General features: G+C 69.8%; 20 protein-coding genes. 1 reads left to right on the top strand and 19 read right to left on the bottom strand.

Annotation, left to right across the window (positions count from 1 at the left end; genetic code table 11):
* Positions 1 to 4: 4 nt before the first annotated feature.
* From VGV13_09040 to recG, 9 genes are all read right to left on the bottom strand, one after another.
* Positions 5 to 772 carry an enoyl-CoA hydratase/isomerase family protein gene (locus VGV13_09040; protein HEV8641227.1) on the bottom strand — a complete coding sequence of 256 codons (768 nt, stop codon included), beginning with the start codon at positions 770 to 772 and terminating at the stop codon, positions 5 to 7.
* A gap of 188 nt (positions 773 to 960) precedes the next feature.
* Positions 961 to 1,152: a hypothetical protein gene (locus tag VGV13_09035; protein ID HEV8641226.1), complete on the bottom strand. Its 192-nt coding sequence runs from the start codon at positions 1,150 to 1,152 to the stop codon at positions 961 to 963.
* Entirely contained in the window at positions 1,149 to 2,177 is a 1,029-nt protein-coding gene (locus VGV13_09030) for a zinc-binding dehydrogenase (GenBank protein ID HEV8641225.1), read from the bottom strand. The genes VGV13_09035 and VGV13_09030 overlap by 4 nt, the downstream gene beginning before the upstream one ends.
* Complete coding sequence (locus VGV13_09025) at positions 2,174 to 2,617, bottom strand: carbon monoxide dehydrogenase subunit G (protein ID HEV8641224.1); 444 nt, start codon at positions 2,615 to 2,617, stop codon at positions 2,174 to 2,176. Before VGV13_09025 ends, VGV13_09030 begins: the two co-directional genes overlap by 4 nt.
* 405 nt (positions 2,618 to 3,022) lie before the next feature.
* On the bottom strand, positions 3,023 to 3,880 hold the full coding sequence (locus VGV13_09020; protein ID HEV8641223.1) for a Clp1/GlmU family protein: 858 nt from the start codon (positions 3,878 to 3,880) through the stop codon (positions 3,023 to 3,025).
* Between the two features lie 16 nt (positions 3,881 to 3,896).
* Positions 3,897 to 5,090, bottom strand: a complete 1,194-nt coding sequence (locus VGV13_09015) for a pyridoxal phosphate-dependent aminotransferase (GenBank protein ID HEV8641222.1) — start codon at positions 5,088 to 5,090, stop codon at positions 3,897 to 3,899.
* Positions 5,091 to 5,112: 22 nt separating this feature from the next.
* The gene (coaD, locus tag VGV13_09010) at positions 5,113 to 5,610 is read right to left on the bottom strand and encodes a pantetheine-phosphate adenylyltransferase (protein HEV8641221.1); all 498 of its coding nucleotides are present in this window, start codon (positions 5,608 to 5,610) and stop codon (positions 5,113 to 5,115) included.
* Positions 5,611 to 5,652: 42 nt separating this feature from the next.
* Positions 5,653 to 6,207 (bottom strand): 16S rRNA (guanine(966)-N(2))-methyltransferase RsmD, encoded by a 555-nt coding sequence (gene rsmD / locus VGV13_09005; protein ID HEV8641220.1) that lies wholly within the window; start codon positions 6,205 to 6,207, stop codon positions 5,653 to 5,655.
* Between the two features lie 255 nt (positions 6,208 to 6,462).
* Entirely contained in the window at positions 6,463 to 8,553 is a 2,091-nt protein-coding gene (recG, locus tag VGV13_09000) for an ATP-dependent DNA helicase RecG (GenBank protein HEV8641219.1), read from the bottom strand.
* 65 nt (positions 8,554 to 8,618) lie between these two features.
* On the opposite strand from recG, the gene rpmB reads away from it, so the two are divergent.
* Positions 8,619 to 8,810 carry a 50S ribosomal protein L28 gene (rpmB, locus tag VGV13_08995; GenBank protein HEV8641218.1) on the top strand — a complete coding sequence of 64 codons (192 nt, stop codon included), beginning with the start codon at positions 8,619 to 8,621 and terminating at the stop codon, positions 8,808 to 8,810.
* Positions 8,811 to 9,048: 238 nt separating this feature from the next.
* Here rpmB and VGV13_08990 read toward each other — a convergent pair whose 3' ends face one another.
* From VGV13_08990 to queA, 10 genes are all read right to left on the bottom strand, one after another.
* Positions 9,049 to 10,098 (bottom strand): type IV toxin-antitoxin system AbiEi family antitoxin, encoded by a 1,050-nt coding sequence (locus VGV13_08990; GenBank protein ID HEV8641217.1) that lies wholly within the window; start codon positions 10,096 to 10,098, stop codon positions 9,049 to 9,051.
* A 172-nt stretch (positions 10,099 to 10,270) separates the two neighbouring features.
* Positions 10,271 to 11,074 (bottom strand): family 1 encapsulin nanocompartment shell protein, encoded by an 804-nt coding sequence (locus tag VGV13_08985; protein ID HEV8641216.1) that lies wholly within the window; start codon positions 11,072 to 11,074, stop codon positions 10,271 to 10,273.
* Positions 11,071 to 11,433, bottom strand: a complete 363-nt coding sequence (locus tag VGV13_08980) for a ferritin-like domain-containing protein (protein HEV8641215.1) — start codon at positions 11,431 to 11,433, stop codon at positions 11,071 to 11,073. The genes VGV13_08985 and VGV13_08980 overlap by 4 nt, the downstream gene beginning before the upstream one ends.
* Before the next feature lie 75 nt (positions 11,434 to 11,508).
* The gene (locus VGV13_08975; protein HEV8641214.1) at positions 11,509 to 11,883 is read right to left on the bottom strand and encodes a metallopeptidase family protein; all 375 of its coding nucleotides are present in this window, start codon (positions 11,881 to 11,883) and stop codon (positions 11,509 to 11,511) included.
* Positions 11,884 to 12,008: 125 nt separating this feature from the next.
* Positions 12,009 to 14,150 carry a bifunctional (p)ppGpp synthetase/guanosine-3',5'-bis(diphosphate) 3'-pyrophosphohydrolase gene (locus VGV13_08970; protein ID HEV8641213.1) on the bottom strand — a complete coding sequence of 714 codons (2,142 nt, stop codon included), beginning with the start codon at positions 14,148 to 14,150 and terminating at the stop codon, positions 12,009 to 12,011.
* Positions 14,151 to 14,192: 42 nt separating this feature from the next.
* Positions 14,193 to 15,134 carry a protein translocase subunit SecF gene (gene secF / locus VGV13_08965; protein ID HEV8641212.1) on the bottom strand — a complete coding sequence of 314 codons (942 nt, stop codon included), beginning with the start codon at positions 15,132 to 15,134 and terminating at the stop codon, positions 14,193 to 14,195.
* Positions 15,135 to 15,240: 106 nt separating this feature from the next.
* The gene (secD, locus tag VGV13_08960) at positions 15,241 to 16,797 is read right to left on the bottom strand and encodes a protein translocase subunit SecD (protein HEV8641211.1); all 1,557 of its coding nucleotides are present in this window, start codon (positions 16,795 to 16,797) and stop codon (positions 15,241 to 15,243) included.
* On the bottom strand, positions 16,790 to 17,137 hold the full coding sequence (gene yajC / locus VGV13_08955; GenBank protein ID HEV8641210.1) for a preprotein translocase subunit YajC: 348 nt from the start codon (positions 17,135 to 17,137) through the stop codon (positions 16,790 to 16,792). Before yajC ends, secD begins: the two co-directional genes overlap by 8 nt.
* On the bottom strand, positions 17,134 to 18,279 hold the full coding sequence (gene tgt, locus VGV13_08950) for a tRNA guanosine(34) transglycosylase Tgt (protein ID HEV8641209.1): 1,146 nt from the start codon (positions 18,277 to 18,279) through the stop codon (positions 17,134 to 17,136). Before tgt ends, yajC begins: the two co-directional genes overlap by 4 nt.
* A gap of 318 nt (positions 18,280 to 18,597) precedes the next feature.
* Complete coding sequence (gene queA, locus VGV13_08945) at positions 18,598 to 19,674, bottom strand: tRNA preQ1(34) S-adenosylmethionine ribosyltransferase-isomerase QueA (GenBank protein ID HEV8641208.1); 1,077 nt, start codon at positions 19,672 to 19,674, stop codon at positions 18,598 to 18,600.
* Positions 19,675 to 19,939 lie beyond the last annotated feature (265 nt).

The following is a 19,939-nucleotide window of genomic DNA, read 5'->3' as shown; positions in this document are numbered from 1 at the left end:
GACGTCATCTCCCCGTGTACTTCGGCGGCCGCTTCTCCAGGAACGACTTCACGCCTTCCTCGTAGTCGTGAGTGGAGCGCAGCCACGCGTACGCCTTGCGCTCCAGCTCGAGCGCCGTCTCCAGCGGCGCCTCCACGCCCCGGTTGAGCACCATCTTCAGCGTCCGGAGCGCCAGCGGCGCGCGCTCGGCCAGCTCCTGGGCGAGCGCCCCCACGACCTCGTCGAGCCGATCGTCGGGCACCGCCTGGGTGATGAGCCCCCACGCCTCCGCGCGGGCGGCGGGGATCCGCTGGCCGGTCATCATGAAGAGCTTGGCGCGGGTGATGCCGATCAGGCGCATCGCCCGCTGGGTGCCGCCGCTGCCCGGGATCATGCCGAGCCGCACCTCCGGAAACGCGAACTCCGAGCGCACCGTTGCCACGCGGAAATCGCAGGCCAGCGCCAGCTCGAGGCCGGCCCCCATCGTATACCCGTCGATGGCGGCGATGACGGGCTTCCGGCAGCGCTCGGCGGAGGTGAGGGAGTCGCCCCACTGCTCGAGGTCCGCGGGGGCCAGCGTGAGGAACTCCGCCACGTCGCCGCCGGCGCTGAACGCCTTGCCGCCGGCCCCCCGCATCACGATGACCCGGATCGCGTCGTCGGCCTCCAGGTCCGCGAAGATGCCGGGGAACTCGTGGCGCATGGCCACGGTCATCGTGTTCATCTTGGCCTGGCGGTCGATCCACACGGTCGCGACCGGCGGCTTTCGCTCCACTCTCAGGAACTCGCTCATCACCTCATCTCCATTCGCTCGATCGTCGGGGCGCCCTGCGGCTGCGCACTGCTCACTCAGGCGCGCCTCGGGCGCGCGTCGCCTCCGGCGCCCCGGCCGCCCTGCGGCTGCGCCCGATTCACTCAGGCGCGCCTCGGACGCGCGTCGCCTCCGGCGCCCCGGCCGCCCTGCGGCTGCGCCCGATTCACTCAGGCGCGCCTCGGACGCGCGTCGCCACCGGCGCCGCGGCCGCCCTGCGGCTGCGCACTACCACCCTCGCGGAGGAGCCGGCGCAGGATCTTGCCGGACGCGGTCTTCGGGATGTCTTCGACGAAGACGATGCGCCGCGGCGCTTGAGGGCGACGGAGGGCGGCGCGCGCGAGCAGGCCGGCGAGCGTCACGGGAGCAGCAGCACCTTGCCCTTGTTCCTGCGGTCGAGGACGTACTGCACGGCCGCCCGCGTCTCCTTGAGTGGAAAGGCGCGGTCGATCACTGGCCGGAGACGGCCCTGCACGACATGATCGAGGATCGTTCGGAGCTCCAGGATCGTTCCGAGGTTCGTCCCGATGATCCGGAGGTTCTTCGAATAGAGGTGACGCAGGTCGACGCGTCCCCAGTGGGTGTCGTGGGAGCCGATGGTGACGAGCTGGCCGAGCCGGGTCAGAGCATAGACGGAGCGCTCGAAGGTGTCGCCGCCGATGTGCTCCACCACGACGTCCACGCCACGCTTGGCCGTCCACTTCTTGGCCTCGTCCACGAAGTCCTGCCTGCGGTAGTTCACGACGTGCTCGGCGCCCAGAGAGCGCGCGAACTCGATCTTGTCGTCGCTCCCCACCGTCGTCATGACCCGGGCCCCGCACAGGCGCGCGATCTGGATGGCGGCGCTGCCGACGCCGCTGCCCGCCGCCTGCACCAGGACCGTCTGGCCCGGCCGCACCTCCGCCTGAGCTACCAGCGCATGCCACGACGTCAGCATCGCCAGCGGCAGCGCCGCGCCCGCCTCGAACGAGATCGCGTCGGGCAGCGGCAGGATGTTCGCCGCCGGCGCCTTGACCAGCTCGGCGTAGCCGCCGTCCTTGTGGGCGCCGAGGTAGCCATAGCGCATGCACACCGTGCGCTGGCCGCGTAGACAGTACTCGCACTGTTCACAGGAGAAGCCGGGGAAGATGATGATGCGCTGGCCCCGGCTGAGGCCGCTCGCCGCGGCGCCGATCGCCTCCACCGTGCCCGTCACCTCGCAGCCGTTGACGTGGGGCAGGCCTTCGGGCGGCGGGAACCGCCCGTCGAGCAGCAGCATGTCCACCTGGTTGAGGGCGCAGGCCCGGACGCGCACCACGACCTCCGTGGCCTCCGGCGCCGGATCGCGGTAGTCGTCGTAGAGGATCTTCTCGGCGCCGCCGTGCTCCTTGAAGAACGCCGCCTTCATGATCCGGCCTGCAGCAGCTGGCTCATGCGGTTGAAGAACTGGTCGGCCATCATCTTCGACACGCCGCCCAGCATCCGCTGGCCGACCCCGGCGATGAGGCCGCCCACGTGCACCTCGGCGACGTAGGCGACCCGCGTGCCGCCATCGATGTCGCTGAGGGTGATCACCGTCTCGCCGCGCACGAAGCCAGGGCCGCCACTGCCCTCGACCGCCATCCGGTACGAGGTCGGCGGGTCCTTCTCGCTGAGCTTCACCTTGCCTTCGAACGTCCCCTTCACAGCCGCGACACCGACTTTCATGACCGCCCGGAACTCGTCGTTGCCCAAGGCCTCCAGCTTCTCGCACCCCGGAATCGCCTGACGCAGCTGCTCGGGGTCGAGGAAGGCGTCCCAGACCTTCTGCCGGGGCGCCGGGATGTCCTGTGCGCCTTCGATTTTCATCCGCGACTCTCCTTGAACGCGTCACTGTGGTGAGGGCGCTCTAGTGTTAGAGATGCTGCCCACCCTGTCAAGCCGGCGTCCGTGGCATTCCCATTGCACGCAGCCTCCCTGGGTCCATTCACGACCAAAAAGAGGAGGACCGCGATGAAAAGATTGCTCACAGGCCTCTGTGCGCTCACGCTGGGAGCCTCACTCCTCGCGGGATGCACTGAATCGAGGAGTGATCGGGTGGGCGAAGGGCCCGGCGAGCGGACGCCCTCGGCGTCACCTCAGACGGCGCCCCCGCCCCCGCAGTCGCCGACCCCGAGCACGCCGTCGAGCCCGCCCTCCCAGTCACCGAGCGGCGGGGGCACCAAGTAGACAATCCCGGCGGGCCGGCACCTGCGGTGCCGGCCCGCTCGCCGTTCACTCCGGATACGTCTCCCGTCCGATCCTCACCACCGCGATCCGCTCCTCGGGCACGGGCGTGTCGACGTGCAGGGTGCCCTTCTCGGCGTCGATCCGGCGCACCACGGCCAAGCCGAGCGTTTCGCGCGCCCGATCCTCGAGCCCGGCCAGGACCGAGTCGAAGCCGGTAGCCTCCGCGTTCGCCACCTCCTCGCCCCCGGAACCACGGAGAACGATCCGCTCGAGGTCGAGCGTCACCGGGCGCGCCGACGCAAAATACGCCTGGAGCCGTCCCTGCCGGTAGCGGCGGCGCTCCTCCGGCCCGCGGCTGCGCGCCGCGCCCGGGACCGGGAGGCGGAGCACGGCCGGGCGCGCCAATGGTGGGTAAGGTCGCACGATGTGCTCGCACTCCCCCGCCCGCTCCAGACACACTACCAGATCGGGGTCGGCGAGCTCGATCTTGGCCTGCTTCAGGACACGCCCGAGCTCGCCGGCGACGAGCCCGGTCGTATCGATCAGAACGCGGTCCAGGCCCGCCGCGCGGGCACGCTCGAGCATCTTCCGGATCCCGGCCAGGGTGGCCGGCAGATTTCCCGCCGGCGACGTGGCCCCGACGAACTGCAGCGCCACCACCTCAGCGTCGGCGAGCCGTGCCAGCGGCCCCCGCACGCGCCCGAGGCCGATCGTGGTGGGTGGCCCGATCTCCGACTGTCCGAGGTCGGCGTCCACGACCCCCACCGCGAGCCCGCGGGCGGCCAGCGCCCCGGCCAGCGCGGTCACCAGCGTGGTCTTCCCCGCGTCGCTCTCGCCGATGACCATGGTCACGCGCGCGCCCAGCGCATGCTCGACGGCCACCGCGAGCTGGGACGCAGTCACCGTGAGGCGCCCGGTCTCACCCGAGCTTGCTGATGGCGTCGTGCATGCGCGCGAGGCCCTCACGGATCAGCTCGGCGCTCGTCGCGTACGACAGGCGGACGTGAGCGTCCGAGCCGAAATCCACGCCGGGGACGACGGCCACCTGGGCGTGCTCGAGGAGGAACTCGGTCACGTCCACCGAGCCCGCCAGCGCCTTGCCGCTGCCCGGCAGGCGCCGGCCGAACAGTCCCGACACGTTGGCAAAGGCGTAGAACGCGCCCTGGGGCGTGGCGCAGCCGACGCCCGGCAGGGCCCGGAGGCCGTCGACGATGATCCGCCGCCGGCGATCGAACTCCGCCGTCATCTTGGCGATCTCATCCTGAGGTCCGGCCAACGCCTCCACAGCCGCCCACTGGGCGACCGACGACGGGTTGGAGGTCACCTGGCTCTGGACGTCCGTCATCGCCCGGATCAGCTCGCGGGGTCCGGCGGCGTAGCCGATGCGCCAGCCGGTCATCGCGTACGCCTTGGAGCACGTGTTGACCACCAGGGTTCGCGCCTTGACGTCGCGGTCGAGCTGGGCGATCGACACGTGATGGCCCTCGAAAGTGAGCGCCTCGTAGCACTCGTCCGAGACCACCCAGAGCCTCCGCTCGAGGGCCAGCCGGGCGACGGCTTCGAGCGCCCGCGCCGAGAAGACCGCGCCGGTCGGATTGTTGGGGCTGTTCAGGATGACGACCTTGGTCCGCGGCGTCACCGCCGCCCGCAACCGCTCGGGATCCAGATCGAAGCCCGTCCGCTCCTCCGTGGGCACCGCCACCGGCACGCTCCCGACGAGCTGCACCTGCTCGGGATACGACACCCAGAACGGGCTCGGGATCAGCACCTCGTCGCCCGGGTTCAGAAGGGCCACCGCCATGTTGAAGAGCGTGTGCTTGGCGCCGACGGAGACCAGGACGTCGGCGGGCTCGTAGTCGAGGCCGTTGTCGCGTTTGAACTTGGTGCACACCGCCGCCCTCAGCTCGGGGATGCCGCCGACCTCCGTGTACTTGGTGTGGCCCCGCTCTATCGCCTGAATCGCGGCCTGCTTGATGCGCTCGGGGGTATCGAAGTCGGGCTCGCCGGCGCCGAAGGAGATTACGTTCACGCCGCGCGCCCGCAGCTCCTTGGCCTTGGCCTGCACGGCCAGGGTCGACGACGGGGCAAGGTTCTTCATGCGGTCCGCTAGCACGGGTCCGAGCTCCTCCGCCGACTCAGGCCGGCGACTTCGGCGGGAACTTCTCCGCCAGGCGCTTCTCCACGACCGGCGGGACCAGCCCGGCCACCGACGCGCCGTAGCCGGCGACCTCCTTGATGAGCCGCGAGGAGATGTAGGTGTACTTCTCGTGGGGCATGAGGAACACGGTCTCGACGGTGCTCGACAGCTTGCGGTTCATGAGGGCCATCTGGAATTCGTACTCGAAGTCCGAGACGGCGCGGATGCCGCGCACGATGCAGTCCGCGCGCTCGCGGGCGACCAGGTCGATGAGTAGGCCGTCGAAGGCCACGATGCGGAAGTTGTTCTTCAGATCCGATGTCGCCTCGTCGATCATCTCCAGCCGCTCGTGCACCGAGAAGAGGGGCTGCTTCGACGGGTTGGCGACGACGGCGACGATCAGCTCGTCGAAGATGCGCAGGCTGCGCTGGATGACGTCGATGTGGCCGTTGTGCACCGGATCGAACATACCGGGATAGACCACGCGTTTGGCCACCTTCACCTCGCTCCACCAGGCTCGCCTGCGAAGATCTTAAAGCTACCCTCCGGCTCGAAAGAAAGTCAAGGTTGTCTCCCCGAATCGCCGCGTCCGATACGCGCGGAGGACGCCGATCTCCGGGGCCGGCGGCTGCTTGGTTCGATGCTGGGCCACGACGACGGCGGCCGGCCCCGTCACCTGGCCGACGCCCAGCGCCGCCAGCGCGGCGGCCGTCAGGTCGGTCTCGTAGGGAGGGTCGAGGAAGGCGATCTGGAACCGCTCTCCCTCGCCGGCCAGCCGCTCGAGGGCGCGAAGGGCGTCCTCCCGGAGCACGCGCCCGCAGCCCTCCAGCGCGAGCGCCGCGATGTTCCGGCGGAGCGCCGCCACCGCCCGAGCGTCGCGCTCCACGAACGTGGCGTGGGCCGCGCCCCGCGAGAGCGCCTCCAGGCCCACGCCGCCCGCCCCCGCGAAGAGGTCGAGCACGCGGGCGCCCTCGAGCCAGGGGGCCAGCGCATCCAGGAGGGCGAGCCGGACCTGGTCGGTGGTCGGGCGCGTTAACGGACCGCGCGGCGTGACGAGCCGCCGGCCCTTGAGCGCTCCGGCGAGGATCCTCATCGCGCCGGTGCCGGCAGCCCGCCCGCCCGGCGGTCGGCTGACCTGCGCTGCTCGATCGGGCGCGACAGGGGGTGGCGGGTGAGTGCTTCCCATGCGACCCGCGCCGTGGCCCCGCGCGCCCGGGCGTAGATGAAATCAAGCCGGACACGGCGGGTCGATTCGCCACGCCCGCAACGCCAGCCGCCGACGGCGCGGACGCATGGGGGGCGCGAACCCGACAGGACCCCCTGTCGCGCCCAGGACGAGACGCGCACGTCAGCCCACCGAGGCCAGGCCGAGCTTGCCGCGCCAGCGCGCCAGCAAGCCCTCGCGCAGCGGCCGGTGGGCCGGATCGCGCAGCTCGGAATCGGCGGCGATGATGGCCTGGGCCTCGCTCCGCGCCTCCTCCAGGAGGGGCGCGTCGCGCAGCAGATCGGCGACGCGGAACGCCGGCAGCCCCGACTGCCGCGTGCCGAAGAACTCGCCAGGCCCGCGCAGCTCGAGGTCCACGTCGGCGATGCGAAAGCCGTCGTTCGTCTCGACCAGCGCCTCGATGCGCCGCCGCGCCTCCTCGGTGAGATGGCCGGCGTGGAGCAGGATGCAGTACGACTTCCACGGCCCGCGGCCGACGCGCCCGCGCAGCTGGTGGAGCTGGGAGAGGCCGAAGCGTTCGGCGTGCTCCACGAGAATCACGGAGGCGTTGGGCACGTCGATGCCCACCTCGATGACGGTGGTCGAGACCAGGATCTGGATCTCGCGGGCCTTGAAGCGCCGCATGATCGCGTCCTTCTCGTCGAACCCGAGCCGCCCGTGCAGGAGCCCCACGGTGAGATCGGGAAAGACGTCCCGGGCCAGGTGGCGGGCCATGTCGGTGGCGGCCTTGAGGTCGACGGCCTCCGACTCCTCCACGAGGGGATACACCACGTAGACCTGTCGCCCCTCGCGCACCTGCTCGCGCAGGAACGCGTAGATCTCCGGGCGCTTGGTCTCGGTGCGGGCCACGGTCTTGACCGGACGCCGGCCCGGCGGCAGCTCGTCGAGCACGCTCACGTCCAGATCGCCATAGAGGGTCAAGGCCAGGGTGCGGGGAATGGGCGTGGCCGTCATCACCAGCATGTCGGGGTGCTCGCCCTTGGCCTTGAGGCGCGCGCGCTGGGCCACCCCGAACCGGTGCTGCTCGTCCACCACCGCCAGGCCCAGCCGCCGGAACTCCACGCCCGCCTGCACGAGGGCGTGCGTGCCCACCACGCACGCGATCTCCCCGGCGGCCACCGCCGTGCGCCGGCGCGCGCGCTCGCGGGACGTGAGCGCCGAGGTGAGCAGCGTCACCGAGACCTCGAGCGGCTCCAGGAGCTGCCGGAAGGTCATGAAGTGCTGCTCGGCCAGGATTTCCGTGGGCGCCATCACCGCCGCCTGGTAGCCCGCCTCCACGGCGGTGAGCACCGCGTGGGCGGCGATGATCGTCTTGCCGGAGCCGACGTCGCCCTGGAGCAGGCGGTGCATCGGGAAGGGCGCGGCCATGTCCTTCCGGATCTCGTCCCACACGCGCTCCTGGGCCCCCGTGAGCGTGTAGGGCAGCGCCGCCCGCAGCCCCGCCACCACCTGGCCGCGGGGGTTCAGGGCGATGCCCTGGGCGCGCGTCGTCCGCGATCTCAGGATCGCGAGCCCGAGCTGGAGGAAGAGGAATTCGTCGAAGGCCAGGCGGCGCCGGGCGGCCGCCTGCGCCGCCTCCGTCGCCGGGAAGTGCGCGTCCCGGAGCGCGGTGGCGAGCGGGACGAGGCCGCGCCGCCGTCGCACCGCCTCGGGGAGGATCTCGGGCACGTCCCCGACGAAGCCCTCGACGATGTTCCACATCAGCCGGCGCAGCGGGCGCTGCGTGAGCCCTTCCGTCGTTGAGTAGACGGGGACGAGGCGGCCAGTGTGGAGCCGGTCGTCCCCGTCCGACTCCACGATCTCGAAGTCCGGGTGCTGCAGCACGATGGCTCCCTTGAAGCGCGCCACCTTGCCGTGGAGCACGAGACGCTGGCCCCGCTCGAGCACGCGCGAGAGGTAGCGCGCGCCGAACCAGCTCGCGGTGGCGTAGCCGCTCTCGTCGCGGAGCATCGCGGAGAAGGGGACGCGCGAGCGCCCGGGCGGGGGCGGGCTCAGGCCGACGATGACGCCCGAGCAGGTATGCGTCTGGCCCGGCTGCAGCCTCTGGAAGGGTGTCAGCCGCGTCCGATCCTCGTGACGCAGGGGCACGAAGAAGAGCGCGTCCTCGATGGTGGTGAGCCCCTTCTTGGCGAGCAAGGCGGCGCGCTGGGGCCCGACCCCCTTCAGGTACTGCAGCGGCGTGGCGAGGCCCGGGGCGCCCCCTTTTTGCCTCATGCGCCCCGCTGTGCTATAAGGAGTGTCCGTCCCGGACGACCCCATTCAGACCCGAAGGAGCAGGCATGGCTCGGCGTTGCGACATCTGCGGGAAAGGGCCCTCGGTCGGTCACAAGATCAGTCACGCGCACAAGCTCACCAAGCGGCGCTGGCTGCCGAATCTCGTCGCGATGCGAGCCCTCGTCGCGGGCAGGGCGCAGCGCGTCCGGGTCTGCACCCGCTGCCTCAAGGCGGGCAAGGTCACGAAGGTCATTTAAGCACATGAGCACAACGGGAGGGGGCATCGCCCCCTCCCGGCTGGTTGCAAGGTGGGAGGCCGCCACCCCCCACCCGTGAAGCGGGTGCTACTTCTTCTTCTTGGCCGACTTCTTCTTCTTGGCCATCTACCGTCTCACCTCCTCTCTAGGGACGCGTCCACTGCTGACGCGGCGCTACTTCTTCTTTTTCTTCGTCGCCTTTTTCTTCATGGATGAGCTCACCTCCCTTCAGGGCTCCTCAGTAGCCCATCGCCTCGCGGCGTAGATGTTCGGCCTGCTCGGCCCCCTTGCGCTCGTAGCGCAGGAGATCGACGTAGAGCTGGGGTAGGCACACGACCTTCAAGCCACCCTTTTCGAGCGCGCCGTAGAAGACGCCCGGATCGTAGGGCGCGAGGAGATGCAGCGTGGCCTCGGTCTCCGTCGTGGGCTGGAGCCCCAGCGCGGCGATGACCGGGGCCGGGTCGCCTTCGAGATAGCAGTGCACGGCCGGGATCCGCATGTAGGGCGCGACCAGCGAGAGGCCGGCGTTCAGGGTAAGGGCGTAGCGCCGGCCCGCCGTTTCCGCGGCCCGGGCCAGGTCGCTCATGAACTTGCGCGTCACGCGCTCGGGGAGGAGGTACGAGAGGATCTCGTTGTCGCGATAGGTGTAGGATTCGCCCCAGTTCTCCAGCAGGTCGGCGGGCTTGGTGAGCCGGATCCGCTGGCGGTCGTCGCGCTCCACCCACGCCAGCTCCTCGAGTCGCTTCACGACGTTGTGCGCGTGGCCCAGGCTCACCTCGGCCGCGCGGGACAGCTCCTCGAGCCGCCAGACCCGCCCGGGCTCGGCGAGGAGCGCGCGCACCACGCGGGTCGCTCGCGGGGCGAAGAGCGAGCGCAGAGGACGCGTGGAGGGCCGCACGTTGCGCTTGCCCTCCTTCTCGATGAGGACGTTCTCGAGCGCGAGGTAGCAGTTGCCGGACAGGTCCAGATAGCCGAGGCCGTTGCTCTTGAGGATCCGGGCGCTCTGGGGACCAATGTAGACGGCCGTCGCCAGCGGGTAGGCCGTGGGCATCTCGCGTCGGATCTCGGTGAGGCGCGTCACGGCGGCCCGGATCTGCCGCGGCTGCCCGAGGGAGCAGACCTCAAGCACGAGCACGCGCTCCTGATCGCCCAGACGGAATTTGACCATCAAATCCGCACTCTGGCCTCCGATCGCCACGTCGGCGCTTTCCTCCCACCCCTTGGCCTGGGGGAACAGATCCCGCAGCCGCTGGGCCGCCTGCCGCCGGATCTCTGCGGATTTGAGCATCTTTCGCTTGCTCCATGCCTTTCAGCGCCTGCTGAAACCTTAAGAACTATTGAAACCACCTGTCAAGAGAAAACTTACGGGTAGCAACTAGAACAGTTCAGGGGAGTGACCTGGATGACCCTTGGAAAGACGACTCCCTTGGCGCCACACCGCGACGGACGAGCCGTCGTGGCTACGTCTTCAGCAGACAGACGGCCTCGGGCGTCACCACCTGCGAAGCGACGGTCTCGATGCAGAAGAGATGGACGCCGGCGGTATCGTGCCCGCGATAGCCCACCGAGAGGTCGCCCCCCACCGTGATCACGAAATCGTCGCCGCGCGTCGAGAAGAGGGCGCCCGCCTGCTTCAAGACGGCGGAGCGGTGCACTCCCTCGATCACCGTCTTGAGGTGGCGCGACGTGGGATAGCCTCCGTCCTCGGCACCCTGCAGGAAGGCGTAATACCGCGCGGGCGAGAGGACCAGCTCGTAGGCCCCGCTGATGCCGAGCCCGTCCAGGGCTTCCACGGCGCGCAGGACGTCGCTCAGCGCCTGGCCCGGCTTGGACCAGTCCTGCACCGTCACGCTCGGGGAGCCCTCCGACTCGAGGAAGCCGTGCCCCACGGGGTCGCCGTAGAGCACGATGCGGTCTTCCGCCAGCGCCACTTCGCGCGCGGCGCCCTCGCCAGCGGAGGTGTCGAGCGTCGGAGCGCCGCGCTCGAAGACCTCCACGGCGGTCCACGACAGGCTGAAGTCCGCCCGGATCTCGGCCAGGAGCGCCATCTCGGGCACGCAGACGACGGCCTGGCCCTCCCGGGTCGCGCACGGGGTCATGGTGCCGAGCCGGGTGGCCATGTGATCCCATCCCCGGGGGCCGTCGAAGCTCGCCACGCGCCGGCCAGTGAGCACGTGGCGAGCGGCCCGGGCCACCGCTTCGTCGAGCTCTTTCCAGGCCCGCGGGGACAGAGGCGCCGAATCGCGTCTGAGGTTGTCCATCATCGCACCCCCCTGAGCGAGCCGAGCCCGCCCTTGCCGGCCGCCGGCCGTCGGTCGGTGACCGCCTCCTCCCGGCCCACGATCGGGCCTTCGGTGAACAGATGCGCGCGGAGCCTCGTCTCGAAGCCGGGATCACGGCGGCGGATCCACTCGAGCACCATCACGGCGTGCTCCTGCTCTTCGTCGCGGTTGTGGCGGAGGATGTCGCGCAGCTCGTCGTCTTGCGTCGCGTCCATCCGCTGCTGATACCAGTCGATCGCTTCCAGCTCCTCCATCAGGCTGACGAGCGCGCGGTGCATGTCGCGCGTGGCGGGTGTGAGGCGCTCTTCGGACTCGTGAAAGGTCGTTGAACCCTGCGGCATGCCGGTACCTCGTGAGGTGGAATACCCTCATCTCCCAGCGTACACGGCGAGGGAAGAGCCCGGGCGGCGGAGGGGCTAGTTCTCGTCCTCCTCGATCCGGTGCATCGTCTCGTCGTCGAGGCCGAAGTAGTGGCCGATCTCGTGGATGACGGTCTCCCGGACCAGCTCGCCCATCTCCTCGTGGTCGGCGCAGTCCTCCTCGATCGGCCCCTGGTAGATGGTGATGGTGTCGGGCAGGACGTTGCCGTAGGCGGAGTCGCGGCGCGTGAGATCGACGCCGCGGTAGAGCCCGTACAGGGTGTCGGGCGGCTCGATGCCGACGTCGCGGAGGGTCTCGTCGTCCGCCCAGTCCTCGACGACGATCGCGACGTTCGCCAGCTTGTCCTTGAACTTCCTGGGCAGGCGCCGCAGAGCCCGCTCCACCAGCGCCTCGAATTGCTTCCTCGTCATCCGCGGTTCACCAGGAGAGAGTCTACCGCCTAGACCCGCGAAGCCGCTTCGCGCGCGAGCTTCGCCCGCGCAATCCTTTCGGGGGGAGGCCTCGGAGGGGGCCGTAACGTCCGCCCCTTCCGACGCTAGAGCCCCCGCACCCGCTCGACGTTGACGACGTCGGGCACCGCGCGGATGGCCGCCATGATCCCCTGGAGCTGCTCGAGGTCGGCGACCTCGACCACGAAGTTGTTGATGCCGCGCCGGTCGTCGGTGACCATCACCTCGGCCTTGGTGATGTTGCCGTTCTTCGACGAGATCGCGCCGGTGATCTCCGAGAGCAGCCCCGGGCGGTCCCGCCCGATGTAGACGGCGATGCGGACGGGCCGCTTGGCGGGCTCCTCGACGTCCCACTCGACGTTCACCAATCGCTCCCGGTCCAGCACGCTCTTGGCCACGGTGAGGCAGTCCCGCGTGTGGACGGTGAGGCCGCGGCCGCGGGTGATGAAGCCGACGATCTGGTCGCCCGGCAGCGGGTTGCAGCACTTCGCCCACCGTACGAGCAGGTCCTCCACGCCCCGGATGCGGACACCCTGCTCCGCCTTGGGCCGGGTCGTCGCCGTCTTGGGTTTGTCGGGGGCCTCCAGCACCGCCGTGGGCGCGAGCTTGTTGAGGATCTGCTGGACCGAGGTCTTGCCGTAGCCGATGGACGCCAGCATGTCGTCCACGCCGGGCAGGCCGAGATCGGCGGCGATCTTCTTGGCCTCGTCGCCGGCGAGCAGCGTCGAGGGATTGAGCCGGTATTTCTTGGCCTCCCGCTCCAGCAGCTCCCGCCCCAGCTCGATCGAGCGCGTCCGCTCCTCGGTCTTGAGCCACTGGTTGACCTTCGACCGGGCGCGGCTCGACCTCACGATCTGGAGCCAGTCCCGGCTGGGATGCTGGTTCGGCGACGTGATGATCTCGACGATGTCGCCCTGCTTGAGGGTGGTGCGGAGCGGCACCAGCTTGCCGTTCACCTTCGCCCCCACGCAGTGCTCGCCGACCTTGGTGTGCACGGCGTAGGCGAAGTCGATGGGAGTCGAGCTCTCGGGCAGCGCCTTGACGTCGCCCTTGGGGGTGAAGACGTAGACCTCGTCGGGGAACAGATCGACCCGCACGGTGTCCAGGAACTCGCGCGGGTCCTTCATGTCCTGCTGGGTCTCCAGGAGCTGCCGCAGCCACAGCAGCGACTCGTCGAGCTTGTCCTTCCCGGCCTTCTTCTCCTTGTAGAGCCAGTGGGCGGCGATGCCCTCCTCGGCGATCCGGTGCATGTCCCAGGTGCGGATCTGGATCTCCACCGGATCGCCCTTGGGGCCGATGACGGTCGTGTGGAGCGACTGGTACATGTTCACCTTGGGCATCGCGATGAAGTCCTTGAACCGGCCGGGCACGGGCTTCCAGAGCGAGTGGATGACGCCCAGCGCGCCATAACAATCACGGACGGAGTTGGTGATCACACGAACCGCCGTCAGATCGTAGATCTCGTCGAACTCGCGGCCCTGATCGTGCATCTTCTTCCAGATGGAGTAGAAGTGCTTCGGGCGGCCCCGGATCTGGGCCTCGATGCTCACCTCGGCCAGCTTCTTCTCGAGGATGGTGATGGCCTGGTTGATCTCCGCCTCGCGCTCCAGCCGGCGCTTGGCCACGCGCCGCTGGAGATCGACGTAGGCTTCGGCGTGGAGCGCGCGGAGCGCCAGGTCCTCCAGCTCGGCCTTCACCTTGGCCATGCCGAGCCGGTGGGCCAGCGGCGCGTAGATGTCCAGGGTCTCCTGGGCGACCTTCCGGGCCCTCTCCGACGGCAGGTAGTCCAGCGTCCGCATGTTGTGCAGCCGGTCGGCCAGCTTGATCATGAGCACGCGCAGGTCGCGGGCCATGGCCACCAGCATCTTGCGGAAGTTCTCGGCCTGGCGCTCCTCGCGCGAAGAGAAGGCGAGCTTGCTGAGCTTGGTCACCCCGTCCACCAGCTCGGCGATCTCCTTGCCGAACTCGCGCTCGAGATCGCCCTTGGTGGCCCGGGTGTCTTCCAGGACGTCATGGAGCAGGCCGGCGGTGACCGTGGTGACGTCCATCTTGAAGGTGACGAGGAGGCTGGCGACCTCGAGGGGGTGGGACAGATACGGCTCGCCGGAGGCGCGCTGCTGGCCCTGATGGAAAGCCTCGGAAAAGTGGTAGGCGCGGTTCAGCACCGCCAGGTCCGCGCCTGGCTGGTACTTAGGAATCTCCTCCAGCAGGGCCTGCAGTTGGGTCACCGCGTAAACACCTCTGGTTAAACATATGATTCTACACGCGGCTCAGGCCTTGGCCACGGCTTTTCTCGCCCGCCGGAGCCGCCCCTCCATGTACTGTGTCCACTCGACGACGAGGGCGCCGGCGATGTAGATCGTCGAGTACGTGCCCGTGACGACGCCCACGAACAGCGTAAAGGCCATATCCTCCAGCACCTTCCCGCCGAAGAAGAGCAGGATCGCCGTCGAGAAAAAGACGGTGAGCGCCGTCAGGACCGTCCGCGACAGCGTCTGGTTGACGGCGTTGTTCATCTGCTGGGCGAAGGACAGGCCCTTCTGCTGGGCCAGCTTGCCCCGGTTCTCGCGCAGACGGTCATAGGCGACGATCGTGTCGTTCACCGAGTAGCCGATGATCGTCAGGATGGCGGCCAGGACGGGCAGAGAGAAGTCGCGGTCGGTCAGCGAGAGCGCGCCCAGGGAGACGAGGACATCGTGGAAGACGGCGGCGACTGCCGCCACGCTGCCCTTGAGGTCGAACCTGAGCGCGATGTACACGAGGATGCCGACCAGCCCCGCCAGCACGGCGTAGATCGCCTGGAGCTGCAGATCGCGCCCCACCTGGGGCCCTACGAACTCCACCCGCCGGACCTCGAGCGGGCCGAGGGCGGGGTCGGCGCTCAGGGCGGTCTGCACCCGGCGCCCGACCTCCTCGGGGCTGCTCGGGCCGAGCGGCATGCGCACGATGTACTCCCGGGGGTCGCCGAACTGTTGGATGACGCTCTCGCCGAGCCCGATCCGGCTCAGGCTGGTCCGGATCTTGTCGATGGCCGGGGGCTCGGCGAAGCGCACCTGGATCAGCGTGCCCCCGGCGAAGTCGATGTCGTAGCGGAGACCGCCCTTGACGGCCATGGAGGTCAGCCCGACGGCGATGAAGATGATCGAAACCAGGTAGGCCCAGCGGCGCTTGCCGATGAAGTCGTAATCGGGGACGCGGAAGAGCTCGATCATATCTCGTCGGAGGGGGCGGACGTTACGGCCCCCTCCGAGGCCTCCCCCAGGATCGATTGCGCCGGCAGAGCCGGCGCTCGAACCAGGTTCCGACCAACCCGCTCGATCATATGGAGATCGCCTGGAGCCTCCGCCGACCTACATAGATCAGGTCGAAGAGGAGGCGCGTGAAGAAGACCGCGGTGAAGAGGCTGGCGGCCAGGCCGACAAAGAGCGAGACCGCGAAGCCTCTCACCGGCCCCGTGCCGAAGTTGTAGAGGATCGCCGCCGTCACCAGCACCGTGACGTGCGTGTCGATGATCGTGCGGAAGGCGCGGCTGAAGCCCGCCTGGATCGCCGCGCGGGGCGGCTTGCCCACCCGGAGCTCCTCCCGGATGCGCTCGAAGATCAGGATGTTCGTGTCGACCGCCATGCCGATCGTCAGCGCGATCCCCGCGATGCCCGGCAGCGTCAGCGTCGCGCCGAAGGCCGCCATGCAGGCGAGCAGGACGAGGACGTTCAGCCCCAGCGCCACGTCGGCGATCAGCCCCGACAGGCGGTAGTAGAACAGCATGAAGACGAAGACGACCACCGCCGAGGCCGTGATGGCGGTGAGCCCCTGGCGGATCGAGTCGGCGCCGAGGGAGGGCCCCACCGTCCGCTCCTCGAGGATCTTCACCGGCGCCGGCAGCGCGCCCGCCCGCAGCACGATGGCGAGGTCCCGCGCCTCCTCGACGGTGAACTGGCCCGTGATGACCGCCCGCCCGCCGGGGATTCGCTCGTTGATCCGCGGGGCCGAGTACACGTTGCCGTCGAGGATGATGGCCAGGTGCTTGCCCACGTTCTGCTCGGTCACCTCGCCGAAGATCCGGGTGCCGGTGGCGTTGAACTCGATCGCCACCTGCCAGTTGCCGGTCGAGTTCGGGTCCGCCTGCACCTCGGCGCGGTTGAGCTCGGCGCCGGTGAGCAGCGTGCGCTTCTGGACGACGAAGGGTACCTTGCGCTCGGCCTTCGTGTCCTTGTCGATCCGCCGCTGGTAGAGGATCTCGGACGTCTCGGGCAGCCGCCCGGCCAGCGCGTCTTCCACCGACGTCCGCTCGTCCAGGAGCCTGAACTCCAGCAGCGCGGTCTTGCCGATGAGCGCCTTGGCGCGCTCGGGATCCTGGATGCCCGGCAGCTGGATGAGGATGCGGTCCTCGCCCTGGCGCGTGATGGTGGGCTCGGAGACGCCGAACTGGTCCACACGGTTACGGATCGTCTCGACGGCCTGGCGCACGGCCAGGTCGTGGAGCCGGCTGACCTCGCCGGCGCTCAGCACCAGCCGGAAGCGGCCGTTGGCCTGGTCCTCGTCCCGCCGCTGGTAGGCGCTGAACTCGTTGGCCACCGTGAGCGCGTCGTTCCAGGTCTGGGGCGCGACCAGCCGGACCTCGATCGCCGCGTCGCCCGCCCGGGCGACGCGGGTCACGCCGATGCCCTTCTGCTCCAGCGAGGTCTTGAAGGCCTCGGCGACGCGGTCGGTCTGGTTCGCGATCGCGGTGTCTGCCTCCACGCCCAGGACGAGGTGGATCCCGCCCTGGAGATCGAGGCCGAGGTTGATCGTCTTCGTCGGCGGGTAGAGGTACCAGAGGGAGCCCGCAGCGACGACGGCCACGATGGCGATGCGGAGCCAGAGGCGCCTAGGCATCGCGGTCGGCCTGGCCCTCAACGATCCGCGCGATGGCGCTCCGATCGAACTCCAGCTTCACCTGGTCGGCGACGCGCAGCGTCGCCGTGTGCTCGGTGAGCCCGGTGATGGTCCCGTGCAGCCCGCTGCTCGTCACCACGCGGTCGCCCTTCTTGAGCGCGGCCAGCAGCCGCTCGCGCTCGCGGCGCTGCCGCTGCTGGGGCCGGATGAGCAGGAAGTAGAAGATGGCGAAGATGGCCGCGAAGAAAACGATCTGCGTGAGGAAGGCGCCGGTCCCGGCTCCGCCGCCCGGCGGGGCGAACGAGGCGAAAGCGAGCTCGGCGGCATCGGCGACATTCATGAAAGGTCGGGCCTCCGTTCAGCGTCGAGCGAGACGTCCGGGAATGATACAGGATAGCGCTCGAAAAACCGAGCCTTGAATCGGGCGAAAGCGTCCGTTTCCAGCGCCGTCCGCATCGCGGCCACGAGCCCCAAGAAGAAGTGCAGGTTGTGGAGCGTCAACAGCCGGTAGGCCAGGAGCTCGTCGGAAACGAAGAGATGGCGGACATACGCCCGGGAGAAGCGGCGGCAGGCGTAACACCCACACTCCTCATCGAGCGGACGCGGATCGCGCGTGTACTGCGCCTGCTTGATGGTCAGCGGCCCCGCCCCGGTGAAGGCCTGGCCGTTGCGCGCGTTGCGGGTGGGCAGGACGCAGTCGAACAGGTCCACGCCGCGCGCCACCGCCTCGACGAGATCCTCCGGCTTGCCGACGCCCATGAGGTAGCGCGGCTGGCGCGCCGGCAGCAGGCCGGCGACGAGCTCGGTGAGGTCGTACATCGCCCCTTTCGGCTCGCCCACCGCCATGCCGCCGATGGCGTAGCCGTCGAAGCCGAGCGACACCGTCTCCTCGACGGCGCGACGACGGAGATCCTGCCACGTACCGCCCTGCACGATGCCGAAGAGGGCCTGGGCTCCCCCGGCGCGGGCCGCCTGAGAGCGGCGCGCCCATCCGAGCGTGAGTGCCAGCGAGCGCTCGGTTTCCTGGCGGGTGGCCGGGTAGGCCAGGCACTCGTCCAGCGGATGGATGATGTCGGCGCCCAGCGCCTGCTGCACCTCGATGCTCAGCTCGGGCGAGAGGAAGTGGGTGGAGCCGTCCACGTCGGACCGGAACGCCACGCCGGCCTCGGTGATCTTTCGCAGCTTGGCGAGGCTGAAGACCTGGAAGCCGCCGGAGTCCGTCAGGATCGGACCGTCCCAGGCCATGAAGCGATGCAGGCCGCCGAGCTCCCGGACCAGCTGATGGCCCGGGCGGAGGAACAGGTGGTAGGTGTTGGCGAGGACGATCTGGGCGCCGGCCTCCCGCAGATCGTCAGGGGTGAGACTCTTCACGGTGCCGCGCGTGCCCACAGGCATGAAGGCGGGCGTGTCCACGACGCCGTGCAGCGTGGTGAGGCGGCCGCGGCGGGCGGCGCCCTCGGTGGCCAGGATCTCAAAGGTCACGGCCGTGCACGCCTCGTCGGGGCCGGGCGGGGTCCGGCGACCACGCGCTCCGGCGCGCAGTCACGCGGGGCGGTTTCCCATACACTGCGCTGCGCTCGATCGGCGTCGGCGCGAACGGGTCGGCGGACCCCGCCCGGCCCCGACGCACGCCTGGGCCGTGCCGCTGCTCGGTTCATACCATCAGGGTGGCGTCGCCCAGTCGGCGGGGGCCTCGACGGCCCCCTCCGAAACCTCCCCCACGCTCGCTTGCGCGGGCAGAGCCCGCGCTCGAACAGGTCGCCGCCTTCCTAGACGCCACCGCGATCGAGACGGACGGCGTCATACCATCAGGGTGGCGTCGCCGTAGGAGTAGAAACGATAGCCGGCGGCGATGGCATGCCGGTAGGACTCCATGATCAGCTCCCGTCCCGCGAAGGCGGCGACCAGGACCAGCAGCGACGAGCGCGGGAGGTGGAAGTTCGTCAGCAGGGCGTCGATCACCCGGAACGGGTGGCCCGGGGTGATGTACAGATCGACCGCGCCCTCACGCGGCCGCACCCGGCCGTGGGCCTCGGCGGCGCCTTCGAGCGCGCGGGTCGTCGTCGTGCCCACCGCCACGATCCGGCGGCCCTCGGCCTTGGCGGTGTTGACGGCCTCGGCGACGCCGGCCCCGATCGACACGCGCTCCGGCGGCAGGACGTGGTCCTCCACGCGCCTCGTCTTGATAGGGCGAAACGTCGCGGGGCCCACGTGGAGGGTGAGCTCGTGGACCTCGATCCGGCGCTGCCGCAGGCGATCGAGGACGGCCGCCGTGAAGTGGAGCCCCGCCGTGGGCGCGGCGATCGACCCCGGCGGCCGCGCGTACACCGTCTGGTAGCGCGCCCGGTCCTCGGCGTCCGGCTTGGCATGGCGGACGATATAGGTCGGCAACGGCGGGAGCCCGTAGGCGTCGAGAAGCTCGTCGATCGAGCCGTCGGCGCGCTCGACGATCCGCAGCCCGTCGTCGGCGACGCCGACGACGCGCAGGCGACAGCCCGGCTCGTCCCCGGCGACCAGCTCGGCCCCGGGGGGGCAGCGCCGGCCAGGGCGGACGAGCGCGCGCCAGCGCCGCTCGCTCTCGGGCTCGGCGAAGAGCAGCTCGACCGGGCGGCCGGCCGCGTCCCGGGCCAGGACGCGCGCCGGGATCACCCGGGAGTTGTTCACGACCACGCAGTCGCCCGGCCACAGGAGATCCGGCAGGTCCGCGAAAACGTGGTCGGTGAACCGCCGCCCCGCACGGTCGATCATCAGCAAGCGCGCCGCATCACGGGACTCGGCAGGCGCCTGCGCGATCGCCGGCGGTGGAAGATCGTAGTCGAATTCCCCCAGCTCCACAGCCTGGAGTGTACATGGCCGCGGGCGGCCGGGGGCGCGCAGGAGCGTGTCGGAGTAGCCACCGTTCGAGCGCGGGCTTCGCCCGCGCAATCCCTCCTGGGGGAGGCCTCGGAGGGGGCCGTCGCGCCCTGTGGGCGCGCCTGTGGAGTCGCCCCCTCCGACTAAGCTAGTGCCGTTCCAACTTGTTGGTACTAAATCTGGCCAGGAACGACGCGAGGCGGTTGCGCAAGAAGCGTTTACCCTTCCCCGTCTTCAAGAACCGTTCCCGGCGAAACGCATCATCGCCACTCAGGCAGGCCTCGTAGTA

The organism is Candidatus Methylomirabilota bacterium (assembly GCA_036001065.1).
Taxonomy (GTDB): domain Bacteria; phylum Methylomirabilota; class Methylomirabilia; order Rokubacteriales; family CSP1-6; genus MNEF01.
This window is presented reverse-complemented; position numbering and strand designations above follow the sequence as displayed.

What these genes read in the sequence shown, in the direction of transcription:
- VGV13_09040 (HEV8641227.1), bottom strand. Translation starts at nt 772, where the DNA reads ATGAGCGAGTTCCTGAGAGTGGAGCGAAAGCCGCCGGTCGCGACCGTG.
- VGV13_09030 (HEV8641225.1), bottom strand. Translation starts at nt 2,177, where the DNA reads ATGAAGGCGGCGTTCTTCAAGGAGCACGGCGGCGCCGAGAAGATCCTC.
- VGV13_09025 (HEV8641224.1), bottom strand. Translation starts at nt 2,617, where the DNA reads ATGAAAATCGAAGGCGCACAGGACATCCCGGCGCCCCGGCAGAAGGTC.
- rsmD (HEV8641220.1), bottom strand. Translation starts at nt 6,207, where the DNA reads ATGAGGATCCTCGCCGGAGCGCTCAAGGGCCGGCGGCTCGTCACGCCG.
- recG (HEV8641219.1), bottom strand. Translation starts at nt 8,553, where the DNA reads ATGAGGCAAAAAGGGGGCGCCCCGGGCCTCGCCACGCCGCTGCAGTAC.
- rpmB (HEV8641218.1), top strand. Translation starts at nt 8,619, where the DNA reads ATGGCTCGGCGTTGCGACATCTGCGGGAAAGGGCCCTCGGTCGGTCAC.
- VGV13_08990 (HEV8641217.1), bottom strand. Translation starts at nt 10,098, where the DNA reads ATGCTCAAATCCGCAGAGATCCGGCGGCAGGCGGCCCAGCGGCTGCGG.
- VGV13_08985 (HEV8641216.1), bottom strand. Translation starts at nt 11,074, where the DNA reads ATGATGGACAACCTCAGACGCGATTCGGCGCCTCTGTCCCCGCGGGCC.
- VGV13_08980 (HEV8641215.1), bottom strand. Translation starts at nt 11,433, where the DNA reads ATGCCGCAGGGTTCAACGACCTTTCACGAGTCCGAAGAGCGCCTCACA.
- VGV13_08975 (HEV8641214.1), bottom strand. Translation starts at nt 11,883, where the DNA reads ATGACGAGGAAGCAATTCGAGGCGCTGGTGGAGCGGGCTCTGCGGCGC.
- secF (HEV8641212.1), bottom strand. Translation starts at nt 15,134, where the DNA reads ATGATCGAGCTCTTCCGCGTCCCCGATTACGACTTCATCGGCAAGCGC.
- secD (HEV8641211.1), bottom strand. Translation starts at nt 16,797, where the DNA reads ATGCCTAGGCGCCTCTGGCTCCGCATCGCCATCGTGGCCGTCGTCGCT.
- yajC (HEV8641210.1), bottom strand. Translation starts at nt 17,137, where the DNA reads ATGAATGTCGCCGATGCCGCCGAGCTCGCTTTCGCCTCGTTCGCCCCG.